The organism is uncultured Chitinophaga sp. (assembly GCF_902168175.1).
GTDB lineage: Bacteria > Bacteroidota > Bacteroidia > Chitinophagales > Chitinophagaceae > Chitinophaga.
In genome coordinates, this window is sequence record NZ_CABHOU010000069.1 from 115432 (window position 1) to 127877 (window position 12446).

The window sequence follows — 12446 nt, forward strand, 5'->3', positions numbered from 1 at the left end:
GGCATTTGCTGTAACTGTATATCGTCGTATTTGAAGTTATTTGTTGCGGACTACCACTACCCCATCGAACACATCCACCAATACTGGTTTGTTCTTTTCCACATCACCTGCGAGTATCTTTTTACTCAGCAGATTAACGATCTGTTTCTGAATCAGACGTTTCAGCGGACGGGCGCCAAACTGCGGGTCGTAGCCCTGTTCAGCGATGTAATCAATAGCATAATCAGAGAATTCCAATATCATGCCATTTTTAGCCACCAACTCTTTCAGTTGTTCTAATTGTATGTTAATTATGCCTTTCACCTCCGACTTCATCAGCGGTTGGAACATAATTACCTCGTCTACACGGTTAAGAAACTCGGGACGGATGGTCTGTTTGAGTAATTCCATCACCTGCTCGCGTGTATTTTCCACCACCTCGTCCTTATTCGCTTCGTTAACCTTTTCGAAGTTGTCCTGGATGATATGGCTGCCCATATTACTGGTCATAATGATGATCGTATTCTTAAAGTTCACCACACGGCCCTTGTTGTCGGTTAGCCTGCCATCATCCAACACCTGCAACAGGACATTGAAGGTATCGGGATGGGCTTTCTCAATCTCATCCAGCAGCACTACAGAGTAAGGTTTGCGCCTTACCGCTTCGGTAAGCTGGCCTCCTTCGTCGTATCCCACATATCCCGGAGGCGCGCCCACCAGGCGACTTACGGAATGTTTTTCCTGATACTCGCTCATGTCTATCCGGGTCATCATACCTTCATCGTCGAACAGGTATTCGGCCAGGGCTTTTGCCAGTTCCGTTTTACCTACGCCGGTAGTACCGAGAAAGATAAAGGAACCAATAGGACGTTTAGGGTCCTGGAGGCCGGCACGGCTGCGGCGGATAGCGTCCGCTACGGCGGTTATTGCTTCTTCCTGCCCTACCACACGGCGGTGCAGTTCTGCTTCCAGGTTCAGGAGTTTGTCCTTTTCACTTTGCATCATCCTTGCTACAGGTATACCGGTAGCTTTTGCCACATTTTCCGCAATATCTTCCGCATCCACTTCCTCTTTTAACAACCGCTTCTGGTTGGAAGATATGGCACTCAGCACCGCCGTTTGTTCCTCTACAATCTCCTCCTGTTGTTTGACTTTGCCGTAACGTATTTCAGCTACCCTGCCGTATTCGCCGTTCCTCTCGGCCTGTTCCGCCTCATGCTTCAGGTCTTCAATGGCCGATTTGGCCTGTTGTATCTTATCTACTACTTCTTTTTCCTGTTGCCATTTCGCCTTAAACGAATTCCTTTCTTCACTTAAACCTGCGATCTGGGCTCCCAACTCGCGCAGTTTATCTTCATCTTTCTCCCGTTTGATTGCTTCCCTTTCGATTTCCAGCTGGCGGATGCGGCGCTCCAGTTCATCCAGCTCTTCGGGCATAGAGTTCATTTCCAGCCTTAACTTGGCCGCACTTTCATCGATAAGGTCAATCGCCTTATCGGGCAGGAAACGATCGGTGATATAACGGTGAGAAAGCTCGACCGCAGCAATGATCGCCTCGTCCTTAATGCGCACATGGTGGTGCGTTTCGTAACGTTCTTTCAATCCACGTAAGATCGAAATTGCATCTTCCTCCGTTGGCTCATCGATGAATACCTTCTGGAACCTGCGTTCCAGCGCTTTGTCTTTCTCAAAATATTTCTGGTATTCGTTAAGCGTGGTAGCACCTACCGCACGTAACTCACCGCGGGCCAATGCTGGCTTAAGAATGTTGGCGGCGTCCATGGCACCTTCCATAGCGCCGGCACCTACCAGGGTATGAATTTCATCTATGAAAAGGATGATGTTTCCATCGCTTTCAGACACCTCTTTTACCACTGCTTTCAATCTTTCCTCAAACTCACCTCTATACTTGGCGCCGGCCATCAGCGAGCCCATATCGAGCGCAAAGATGATGCGGGAACGAAGATTATCGGGTACATCGCCATTTACGATACGATGAGCAAGACCTTCGGCGATGGCGGTTTTACCAACACCAGGCTCACCGACCAATATCGGGTTGTTTTTTGACCGACGGCTGAGGATATGTAAAGTTCTGCGAATTTCCTCGTCACGCCCGATCACAGGATCGAGCTTACCGGCAGATGCCAGTTCGTTCAGGTTTTTTGCATATTTCTGTAGTGAATTATATTGAGCATCGGCGGTTTGGGAGTTTACGGTGCCGCCTTTACGCAGCTCCAGGATAGCCGTTTTTAAACCCTTTTCTGTAAGACCTGCATCTTTTAAAAGTTTGGATGCATCGTCGCTACCGCTTAAAAGACCTATCAGCAGGTGCTCCACACTCACAAATTCATCCTTGAATTCTTTGATGGCGGAACCTGCCCTCAAAATCGCATTGTTGGCCTCACGGCTTAACACCTGCCCTGGTTCCCCTCCCGATGCGACGGGATACTTCTGTAACTGTTCGTTTAATTTACTGTCGAGGAAACCGGTGTTAACATCGTTCTTCTTCAACAGATATTCTATGGAATTATCTTCATCTTCCAGCAGTGCCTTCAGTATATGCCCTGTTTCAATCGACTGATTTTTGTGATTGAATGCCAGCTGTTGTGCCTGCTGAAGCGTTTCCTGCGACTTGATAGTGAAATTATTAAGATTCATATTTTTTACTTTCTTCCTTTTTGGCTAACAATTCTCTAATTGTTTTGTTGTATTAATCAAACGCTGCACCAAATCAAAAAGAGGAAATTTTGGCAGCTTTTTCCGAAGAAAACTGCATCTTTAACAGGTAAAACCGAGCTTTCCTGCTAAAATTTCAGGTTTTCTACCTCTTTCTCCCATCCGTTCCCGTCATTTACCCGGCATTGAACCGTAGCTCAACTAACATAACACAACGTAGACAGGCAAACGAACGTACCAGTCTGGAGAAGTATCAAATCAAAAAACATCTTCTTATGGTTACTATTATAAATAAGCCGGGATAGGCCAATGAGCCACGTTGCCCTGCAATTCAATCAATTCGTATCACCCTTTTCACTCCAAAAAAACACGTTATGTCATTCGACCTGCTTAATACCGTCAGAGCCGTTTTCTCGGGAGATTATATTTCAAAAGTAGCCGGACAGCTGGCAGAACCGGAAGGAGGCATACAGAAGGCACTTGCCGCTGTGGTGCCGACTATATTAACCGGCCTGTTGGCCAAAGTAACGGCACCAGGCGATGCCGGAAGCGTTTTCGGGCTGGTAAAAGATGCCGCTACCCACCCACCAGGCCCCGTTAGCCAAGGTATTTCCGGCGCATTTATACAAAAAGGTACGCAACAGCTGTCAGCCCTTTTCGGGAACAAAACAGAAAATATTTCCAATGCCCTCGCAGAATACGCTGGCATTAAAAGCAGTTCGGCCCACGCGCTGCTGCAAAGCACTACGCCCGCGACGCTGGGAGAAGTGGGTAAATATGCTATCGATCACCGGATGAGTCCTTTAGGCTTTATGGCCTTTTTAAACAATCATAAAGATGATGTGCTGAAAGCCGTTCCATCTGGGCTGGGACTGGCCAGCCTACTGGGATTGGGCAGCCTGGACGATATTGGGCGCAGGTTGTCGGGCATTATTGCCAGTATTGGCGGGGGCGAACACACTTCCTCCACCGTTGATGAAACAGCAGCCACTTCCGGCGGCCGTAAATGGACGATCCCGCTGCTGGTGATACTTGTAATTGTATTGTTACTATGGTGGCTGCTTCGTGGCTGTGGCAACAAAACCAATGTGCAGGTGCCTCCGCGCGACACCGTCATTACCAGCCAAATGGAAAACGATGCCGTTAACAGCGTTAGTGGTCCCGAAATACCACGCGAATCGATTAAGGTAATCCTCCCCAATGGCAAGGAGCTTGATGCCTACAAAGGAGGCATTGAAGACCAGCTGGTAAATTTCCTGAAAGACCCTGCCGCTAAACCTGGCAAAGATGTATGGTTTGATTTCGATAACCTGAACTTTGAAACAGGCAGTGCGCAGATCACCCCGGAGAGCCGGCAGCAGGTTAATAACCTGGCCGCTATACTCGATGCATTCCCCGCCACGAAGATCAAAATAGGCGGCTACACCGACAAACAGGGTGACGAAGCAGTAAATCTGAAACTATCGAAGGAACGTGCAGAAGCGGTAATCGCTGCATTACAGGGAGCCAATGCGAAACCTGCACAATTACAGGGTGCTGAGGGTTACGGATCACAGTATGCAAAAGCAGCAGCGAATGCGCCGGATGAAGATCGAAAAACTGACAGACGTATATCTGTAAGTGTGAGAGAAAAATAGATGTTTGAAAGAAAGAAGGGCTGCGCAATGTAAATTGGCAGCCCTTCTTTTATATTAAGCCTTAACGATCATTTTTCCTTTGTTCTCACCGGAAAACAGCGAAAGAAATGCTTTGGGCAGATTATCAAAACCTTCTACCACAGTTTCGCGGTATTTTAGTTTACCTTCTTTTACTCCTTTGGCAAGCGCGGCAAACCCCTCCTGTACACGATCGAGATAATCACTTACAATAAAGCCCTTCAGTAATACTTTACGGGTAAGCAATCGTGGAAAAAGCCTTGGCCCCATGGGCACTTCCGTTACGTTGTACTGAGCGATCTGTCCACAGAGTGCAATACGTGCGTGGAAGTTGAGGTTCATAATGGCAGCGTCGGTTATTTCGCCGCCCACGTTATCATAGTACACATCTACCCCATCCGGACAAGCAACTGCGATGGCGGCCGTCATATCTGGGGTTGTTTTGTAGTTAATCGCCTCATCAAATCCAAACTCATGTTTTAGCAAATCCACCTTTTCATCGGAGCCTGCGATACCTACTACCCTGCAACCCTGTTGTTTAGCCAGTTGGCCTACCACAACACCAACCGCACCCGCGGCGCCAGATACCAACACGGTTTCGCCTGCTTTGGGCTTACCAATGTCCATCAACCCAAAATAGGCGGTTAAACCAGGCATACCCAGGATGCCCAGGTAATGCGAAGGAGGCGCCAGGTTTGCATCTATTTTAGAAAGTTCTGACGCCGGTACAGTAACTTCTGTAGCCCAGGGTACACGGCCCGTTACAAGATCGCCGGCTTTAATACCTTCCGCTTTACTTTCTAACACCTCGGCCACTATACCGCCAACAATGGGTTTGCCTACCTCGTACGGCGCTGCATAAGATTTTGCATCACTCATGCGACCGCGCATGTAGGGATCTACTGAATAGTATAATCCTTTAATACGCACCTCACCCTGTTCCGGCGCTTTCACTTCCACGATTTCTGTTCTGAATGCCGACTCGTCGGGCATACCTTTAGGCCTTGCCGCCAATACTATTTGTTTTGCACTCATATACTATACGTTTACTTGGTCTATAGTTGTTTTTAAGATTACTTCCACGTTGCCCCTTATGGCATTAGAATACGGACATACCTGGTGAGCCTTTGCTACCAGTTCATCTGCCACATCAGCACTTACGCCGGGGATATGCACCTCAAGGGTTACTGCCAGTCCAAAGCCACCGGCATCATTTTTACCGATGCCTACATGACCCGTTACAGTAGTTTCTCCCGCTTCAACTTTTGCGGTGCGGATAACCAGGCTCAGGGCACTGTCGAAACAGGCCGCATAACCTGCTGCGAACAACTGTTCCGGGTTGGTGTAACTACCTCCACTACCGCCTAACTCTTTTGGTGTCCTTACTTCCAGGTCCAATACGCCGTCTGATGACTTTATATGCCCGTTCCTTCCTCCTTTAGCCGTTGCCGAGGCTGTATATAATGGCTTAATCATGATGAATTGTTTTGCTTATATAAATATTATTGTCCTTCCTTCTCTTTTGCGATTATGCCGTCCAGCATTTCAGTGAGCTGCATTTTTAAGCGTTGTAGCTGCTTTTCATCAACACCCAAACTGTCCAAAAGTTGCGCCGGCACTTTTTTAGCCTGCTTTTTCAGGTCTTTGCCCTCGCTGGTTAAAGCGATCAGCACTACCCTTTCGTCCTCTTTACTGCGTGTGCGGGTTACCAGGCCCCGCTCTTCCAGCCTCTTCAATAGAGGAGTCAGGGTGCCGGAATCTAACAGCAAATGTTGACCCAGTTCTTTTACAGAAAGCGTTTTGCGTTCCCATAACAACAGCATGACCAGGTATTGCGGGTAAGTAAGGTTCAGCTCGTCCAGCATCGGCTGGTAGTAGCAAATAACCTTACGTGATAACGCGTATAACGGGAAACAAATCTGATTATCCAGCTTCAATATTTCCATTTCTGTAAATTTAATTGTGTAAAATTAAATCGCATCATCTAAATACCGGGTTAACGTACTGTTAAAATAAAAACGTTCCGCGGGCAATATTGCCTGCGGAACGTTTGGGCTGTATCAGCCTGAATGATTTACTTTTTTACAAGCACCAGTCTGCTACGGTCGGCCTTGTAAATCTGTTCATAAAAATCACGAAGTTCTTTAATGTCCGAGGCAGGGAAATTACCGTCGAACACTTCCTTTTTCCGGATGTAGGTCACCACGTTTCCCTTAATAATTGCGGAACAGGTGTACCTGCCAAACTTATTACTCACAGATACTGGCTGAAACGTACTTTCAGGCGAATACCCATCGGGCACTACGATTTCCACACTATCAACGGTACGTGTAGAAAAGGGCATAAATATCTCCGATGTGCGGCCTGTATCTTCAGGGATGCGAACCGAACTGCGCGACAATATATTGGGCACTAAAAACATCCTTTTACCGGTAACGGAAGCATACGCGGAAACGTTTATGGAGAGGTTTTCGTCAATAGCAGGTAATGTACCCGGAAACTCCCTGTATTCAAAGGTCTTTACATCATAACTTGGAAGGCTGATGTTATCTCTCAGTTCTTCCAGCTGCTTTTCCCGTGAAAGCGAGTGGATCATCTGGTGCTGATCGTCCTGCATCTGGCCTGTTGTGTGGCTTTTCACTTCCAGTACGGCATCGCCGTTTTCGGCCAGCACAGCCCTGAGTTTGGAAGAACGAAGGTTTTGTTCCATCCCGTACTTTGGAGTACGTACAAGCTTTCCGCCATTTTCATCTATCAGCAGCACGGGCCTGCCAGAAGTAAAACCACTAAGATAACCTGGAGACAATGTCTGGCTGGTACATTCCAGCCACACGGTATCTTTCTCAAGCGGCACGCTCACGATAATATGATTAAACTGGCTGATGGGAAAATCTTCGATCATCTCAGTTTCTCCCTCACCTGCCCTTACCAGGGTGTAATGTGAGCGAATGCCTGCCTCTTTTAACAGCGCGCACATGTAATTAGACAGCGCTTTACAATCGCCGTAACCTTTAGCCGCCACATAAGCGGCGTCGAAGGTTTGCCAACCGCCAATTCCCAGTTGTATGCTGATATAACGTGTATTTTTTTGAAGATAACTATATAATGCGGCGATCTTTTCCTTTGGTTCTTTCAGTTGATCGGTAAGCTCATGGACTACTTTCTTTATATTATCCGGCAGCACGTCGCGCCCTTTGTTGAGGGAGTACACGAAAGCTCCGAGGTCCTGCCAGGTAGCCATCTGTCCTTTATAGGCATCTACCTGGAACTCGCCCGGTCCGAGATAAACGGCCGTGGTGCGATTATGCCATTCCTTGCTGAAATACTCGGATTGTAGCGCGGGCAGGCCTTTCACTTCCCAGGTATACACCTTCTCCCCTTTACCCGCCTTTTCTGCCGGCTTATCATTATAACCGAAAGCGTGCCAGCGGAGTTGATAATTTTCCGGCACAAGTACTTCGAAAGTGCTTTGCTGTACGGCGAAGCCCACTGCCGGTTGCGGCATCCAGCTCGGCAGGAAAAACGTCTGCCGTTCTTTCGTTTCAATTTCGTATTCGACAGTGTAAGGATAAACGCGATGGTAAAAGTTATGATGCTTATAGCGCGTGTCTGTCATTAGTGAGCTATTATCGGTTCCGCTGAGGTCTTTTATCTCAGACGATTTCAGTTTGCGGAGTTGCTTGCCGGAAGCGTCGAACAGCGCACCTTTAATAGAGCGGACATCACGTAACTGGCCGTAATCTTCGTACACGTCTGTATACCGCATCCCCTTTTCATTCATCACAGTAAGCGCGTACCGATGTACAACAATGACCTCTCTCAGCCCCTCCATTTTCACCTTTACACTCTCCAGACGCTTCACTACATCAGCGTTTTTCAGTAGTTCGGCCGGTATTCCGGTCACATTGTAATCAGGATCATCACCAGCCATTACAAACAGTGTCTGCAGCAGGAGTAAAAAGGTGTATGCTAATTTTTTCATAGGTTTATTTCTTCTTTTTCAATACGATTTGTTCCGCCTGTTTTTTTACAATTACTTCGTAAAAGCTGCGCAGGTCGTTATATTCGTCCGGTTCAAAGGTGGCCCTGTTCATTTTAATACGGCAGCGCATCTGGATACTTGCGCCGGTATTTGCTACAAGGTATTCGAAAAAACCATCGTCTTCACCATAGTTTACCCTCACTGATTTCGGTAACTCGTCGGCCTCATAGCCTTCCGGAACTACAATGGCCATGATAAGGCTTTCGTCAGTAGCGTAAGGCATTTCAACCGGGTAGGCACGGTCTGCCGATTTAAAAGGATTGTATTTATAGGCTTCTGAGAACATAGGACTGAAATACAACACGTCCGCCTTGGGGTCGTCCTGGGCATCAAACTCGTATTCTATTTGTAACGGTTGCTCCATTTCCTTAAGGTTGCCAATCTTTCCGTTCCGGAGCGACACTTCACCAGTAAATAATTTAGCTGCATCTTTAAAATAGGCGTCTTCCCCTTTCTGCTTTATTTTCTCGCGTAGCAAACAGGATTCAAAATATGTAGGCGTTTGTTTCCATGTAGCTTTCAGGTGTCCGTTATCATCAGTTGCGATCATCACGGTGGTCATCTTTTTTTCCTTCAACGAATCTGCAAAAAAACCTCTCGGCTCTACATTCTGATTAAGGATACGGGCGTGTCCATTATAGCACGACGCGTCGAGTTTACCAAAACCGAGATAAGGGTAACTGGCATCGAGATAATAATATTTATCACCATCCAGGAAGGCGCATACAGTATAGTTAAACATATCAATGATAGGATAAAATGCATATGCTGCACCGTTTTCCCTTGTACTGAGGATCATTGGAAAAGCAGTAAGAACGGCTTTAGACAACATAGCTGTAAGGAGCATGTTAATTTCAGTTACATTACCATTCTTTTTGGTGAACACGTTTTTCAACGACCCCTGCATATAAAGGCCGCTATGACCGGTGCAGGTGTAGTTATCACGTACGTAACTGTAAATGCGTTGGGCCTTGTCCAGGTCGGAAGTAGCACCTTTATCAGTTCATCCACTTTGTCCGCCAGGAAATTATTGGACTCGGTTAATGATCCCCCCGCCATTTCCGCTTTCATGTATTCTTCATACAACTTGGGCCAGGTACTTACTATCGGTTTTACCGGCTGCTCAGGAATACGCAACGCGGACTGCTGGAAGCGGATAGAAGAAAGGTGATTGTCCATCGTAGTGGTAAAATCCTCCTTTTTCAAAGCCGGAACGTCTTTATACACCCAACGATGGGTGGTAATAGGCACACTGTAACTTTCCGATGTGGTTGCACCACCGCCACCCTGATCGAACCGGAAGGTTAACGACTTGTTTGTGGTCACGGGTTTGTTTGGTATATGCTCCAGCAGGTAACCTTTTCTCAGAAAGATATACTCGATCCAGGCGGGAATACCAACTTTGTACTCGCTCCACAAAGTAGGATAATCAGCGGATTGAAATTCCCATGGTTGCAGGTTGAACAGGAAGTCGGAAGTGATGGTATAGGAATACTCGATAATAGACCCCTCCCTGACATTTGGCATGGTAAACTTTTTCAGCGAGTGTTTTTTTGTATACTTATCGGTAAATACTGATTTATTCTCCAACTGGGTGGTTACCACTTTATTATCTTCCAGATTGTAAGTAGCTCCTCTGAGGTTAGACAAGCGCTCTTCACTGGCACCGCTTACGTACACACTTATAGCCTCATTAGCGGCATCATAACCATTTTTGTTAATTATCTTAACGCGTCGATGGCGCTTAAACACCAGTTGAAACCAACCTCTATCTGCTTCGAACTCGGTACTACCAATATCGAAAAGCACAACCGCTGAAGCGCCGGTGTCGACTTTGTAAGTACTCTGAAAATCTTCTACGGAAATTTTTCCATATTTAACATCTAACTTGTCCTGTGCAGTTGCCTGCAGGATTAACATGCAGCTGAACACAGCTGTCAGGTAAGGAACTTTAAAAGGCATAAGGGTACAGGTTAATCGAAATTGGCGCAAAATTAAACGAAAAATAAAACCATTAGGCATTATCTTTAAAATATACAATGAAAGATGTACGCTGGAAGCAATTTCCATAAAACATATTTTATTGATTTTCAACACCTGAGGAAGAAGCCTCGGGCTATTTGCTATTTTATAGTTAATTTGCCCCCCGAATAAAACGACCCAACATATGAGCAAGGCATCGAGAAGACAGTTTTTGGCCAGCGCGGGTAAAGCCGCCGCTGTTACCGCCATCGCCCCTTTTGCGTTAGGTAGCAAAACATCTGCCGCTACCAGTAATGCGGATGGACAATTCATTCATCATGTGTATTTCTGGCTTAAAAACGCTACCAGCCAGGAGGACAGGGCGAAGCTGATAGCCGGCTTGAAAAAACTGTCGGTGGTAAGCACTATCGACAAGTTTTATATCGGGCAACCAGCTCCCACAAACCGGGATGTTATTGACCGTTCGTACGCAGTTTCGTGGCTGCTGTTCTTTAAAAACAAAGCCGACCAGGATAGTTATCAAACCGACCCGGTACACCTGAAATTTATTGAAGAATGCTCATCACTGTGGAGTAAAGTGATCGTATACGATTCTATCGACGTATAAATAATTCAAAAAGGACTGGGGAACATTACCAAACCTTTTTACAGATATGAAAGAGGACCGCTATTGCGGTCCTCTTCTTTTTCTCACTATATCGCATCGGATAAAGACGTAAACGTAAAATCCCGGATTTTCATAGGTGGTATCAGCGCATGAACATTGCTTTCACCGCTTACTGTACGTTCTGGAATACCTAATGCCTCCAGGTTATTGAGCATAATAACCGGACTTTCATTAAACCGGAAATTTTTGACCGGGTATTTAATTTGTCCGTTTTCTATATAAAATGTGCCGTCGCGGGTAAGGCCCGTAAGCAAAAGCGTTTGGGGATCAACAGAACGGATATACCAAAGCCGTGTAACCAGTATACCCTTTTCCGTACTTTTGATCAAATCCTCTGTGGTGGCGGCTCCGCCGAGCATGATTATTCCATCGGGCGAGGGAACAGCCTTTACATTTTTCTTATTGGCCCAAAAACGGGAGTAATAAAGATTACTGATAACACCTTTGTCAATCCAGGTTATTTTTTCCTGTGCGCGGCCATCGCTGGTCCAGGGGCTGGTAGGCAGTTCGGGATGAGCTGGATCGGAATAAATAGTTACCCGTTCGTCCAGCAGTTTTTCACCCAACTTGGTTTTACCCCCGGCTTTACTAAGGAAACTTCGGCCTTCATCCGCATTCCTGCCATCCATATCAAAATAGATATTTTCCAGTAACACCAGTGCGGCAGCCGGTTCCAGGATGACGGTATACTTGCCCGGCTCCAGTGCCCTCGCCCCTTTTGAACCGGCAGCTTTCATGGCAGCGATCCTGGTTGCTGCGGCTACGTCCAGCTTCGAAGCATCCGAATAGCCACGTGAAGCGTAACCAGAACCGGTACCATCTTCTGAACGCAGGGTTACATTAAAATTAACACCGGTGGAAGCATTGTATGCGAACAATCCGTGCGTATTCATCATGGCAGCGTAGCTCACTGAATTTTCCAGGAAGCCCGCTGCCACCAGGTTGTTATCCTTTGCAATTTTCAAACTATCGGCCACCTTCGACGCCCGGTAAGCCGGATCAATAGCCGCGGTAGAATCAGCAAAGGTAGGACCTGCAGCCTGGTATTGCTGCGGACCCAGGAAAGGCATAAACTCCGGGTTTTCCGGTGCAAGCTGCGCCAGTTCTTCCGAACGTTTTACCACCTTGGCTAACGATGCATCATCCAATTCATTAATGGTGGCAGTGCCCAGCTTTTTCCCGAAAGCTGATGACACCACGAGCGTTACAGCACTAATGCCACCGCTGGTGCTTACTGAATTTCGGGCGTAACGGATGTTACCGCTGTTTGAAAAGTAAATATTGGCTTCACACTGCTCTGCTTTCGAATAGGCAAGTACCTTTTTCAATAATGCCTGCGCTTCTTCTTTAGTGAGTATCGGCATAATTAAATGTTTCTGGCTGTGTTAATAACATTGATACCTTTAAAGTGGGCCGTAGCCGAACCGTGCGATACGGCGCTGGA

The 12446-nt window shown here is 46.8% G+C and carries 10 protein-coding genes; 2 read left to right on the plus strand and 8 right to left on the minus strand.

Annotated features, from left to right (window positions below):
- Nucleotides 1-36: 36 nt before the first annotated feature.
- Complete coding sequence (gene clpB / locus QZT80_RS14745; protein ID WP_295123299.1) at nt 37-2637, minus strand: ATP-dependent chaperone ClpB; 2601 nt, start codon at nt 2635-2637, stop codon at nt 37-39.
- A gap of 392 nt (nt 2638-3029) precedes the next feature.
- Here clpB and QZT80_RS14750 point away from each other — a divergent pair, with 392 nt between their 5' ends.
- The gene (locus QZT80_RS14750) at nt 3030-4292 is read left to right on the plus strand and encodes an OmpA family protein (RefSeq protein ID WP_295123304.1); all 1263 of its coding nucleotides are present in this window, start codon (nt 3030-3032) and stop codon (nt 4290-4292) included.
- A 54-nt stretch (nt 4293-4346) separates the two neighbouring features.
- On the opposite strand, the gene QZT80_RS14755 is transcribed toward QZT80_RS14750, so the two are convergent.
- The 6 genes from QZT80_RS14755 to QZT80_RS14780 all read right to left on the minus strand — a co-directional run bounded on the left by QZT80_RS14755 (nt 4347) and on the right by QZT80_RS14780 (nt 10314).
- Nucleotides 4347-5345 (minus strand): NADP-dependent oxidoreductase, encoded by a 999-nt coding sequence (locus QZT80_RS14755; protein WP_295123308.1) that lies wholly within the window; start codon nt 5343-5345, stop codon nt 4347-4349.
- A 3-nt stretch (nt 5346-5348) separates the two neighbouring features.
- Nucleotides 5349-5786: an organic hydroperoxide resistance protein gene (locus tag QZT80_RS14760; RefSeq protein ID WP_295123311.1), complete on the minus strand. Its 438-nt coding sequence runs from the start codon at nt 5784-5786 to the stop codon at nt 5349-5351.
- Between the two features lie 26 nt (nt 5787-5812).
- Nucleotides 5813-6256 (minus strand): MarR family winged helix-turn-helix transcriptional regulator, encoded by a 444-nt coding sequence (locus QZT80_RS14765; RefSeq protein WP_295123314.1) that lies wholly within the window; start codon nt 6254-6256, stop codon nt 5813-5815.
- 128 nt (nt 6257-6384) lie between these two features.
- Entirely contained in the window at nt 6385-8292 is a 1908-nt protein-coding gene (locus tag QZT80_RS14770) for a DUF3857 and transglutaminase domain-containing protein (protein WP_295123317.1), read from the minus strand.
- Between the two features lie 4 nt (nt 8293-8296).
- Nucleotides 8297-9331 carry a DUF3858 domain-containing protein gene (locus tag QZT80_RS14775; protein WP_367112871.1) on the minus strand — a complete coding sequence of 345 codons (1035 nt, stop codon included), beginning with the start codon at nt 9329-9331 and terminating at the stop codon, nt 8297-8299.
- Nucleotides 9244-10314: a DUF3857 domain-containing protein gene (locus QZT80_RS14780; protein ID WP_295123323.1), complete on the minus strand. Its 1071-nt coding sequence runs from the start codon at nt 10312-10314 to the stop codon at nt 9244-9246. Before QZT80_RS14780 ends, QZT80_RS14775 begins: the two co-directional genes overlap by 88 nt.
- A gap of 205 nt (nt 10315-10519) precedes the next feature.
- On the opposite strand from QZT80_RS14780, the gene QZT80_RS14785 reads away from it, so the two are divergent.
- The gene (locus tag QZT80_RS14785) at nt 10520-10942 is read left to right on the plus strand and encodes a Dabb family protein (protein ID WP_295123325.1); all 423 of its coding nucleotides are present in this window, start codon (nt 10520-10522) and stop codon (nt 10940-10942) included.
- 86 nt (nt 10943-11028) lie between these two features.
- Here QZT80_RS14785 and QZT80_RS14790 read toward each other — a convergent pair whose 3' ends face one another.
- Nucleotides 11029-12366 (minus strand): TldD/PmbA family protein, encoded by a 1338-nt coding sequence (locus QZT80_RS14790; RefSeq protein ID WP_295123327.1) that lies wholly within the window; start codon nt 12364-12366, stop codon nt 11029-11031.
- Nucleotides 12367-12446 lie beyond the last annotated feature (80 nt).

What these genes read in the sequence shown, in the direction of transcription:
- clpB (WP_295123299.1), bottom strand. Translation starts at nt 2,637, where the DNA reads ATGAATCTTAATAATTTCACTATCAAGTCGCAGGAAACGCTTCAGCAG.
- QZT80_RS14750 (WP_295123304.1), top strand. Translation starts at nt 3,030, where the DNA reads ATGTCATTCGACCTGCTTAATACCGTCAGAGCCGTTTTCTCGGGAGAT.
- QZT80_RS14755 (WP_295123308.1), bottom strand. Translation starts at nt 5,345, where the DNA reads ATGAGTGCAAAACAAATAGTATTGGCGGCAAGGCCTAAAGGTATGCCC.
- QZT80_RS14760 (WP_295123311.1), bottom strand. Translation starts at nt 5,786, where the DNA reads ATGATTAAGCCATTATATACAGCCTCGGCAACGGCTAAAGGAGGAAGG.
- QZT80_RS14765 (WP_295123314.1), bottom strand. Translation starts at nt 6,256, where the DNA reads ATGGAAATATTGAAGCTGGATAATCAGATTTGTTTCCCGTTATACGCG.
- QZT80_RS14770 (WP_295123317.1), bottom strand. Translation starts at nt 8,292, where the DNA reads ATGAAAAAATTAGCATACACCTTTTTACTCCTGCTGCAGACACTGTTT.
- QZT80_RS14780 (WP_295123323.1), bottom strand. Translation starts at nt 10,314, where the DNA reads ATGCCTTTTAAAGTTCCTTACCTGACAGCTGTGTTCAGCTGCATGTTA.
- QZT80_RS14785 (WP_295123325.1), top strand. Translation starts at nt 10,520, where the DNA reads ATGAGCAAGGCATCGAGAAGACAGTTTTTGGCCAGCGCGGGTAAAGCC.
- QZT80_RS14790 (WP_295123327.1), bottom strand. Translation starts at nt 12,366, where the DNA reads ATGCCGATACTCACTAAAGAAGAAGCGCAGGCATTATTGAAAAAGGTA.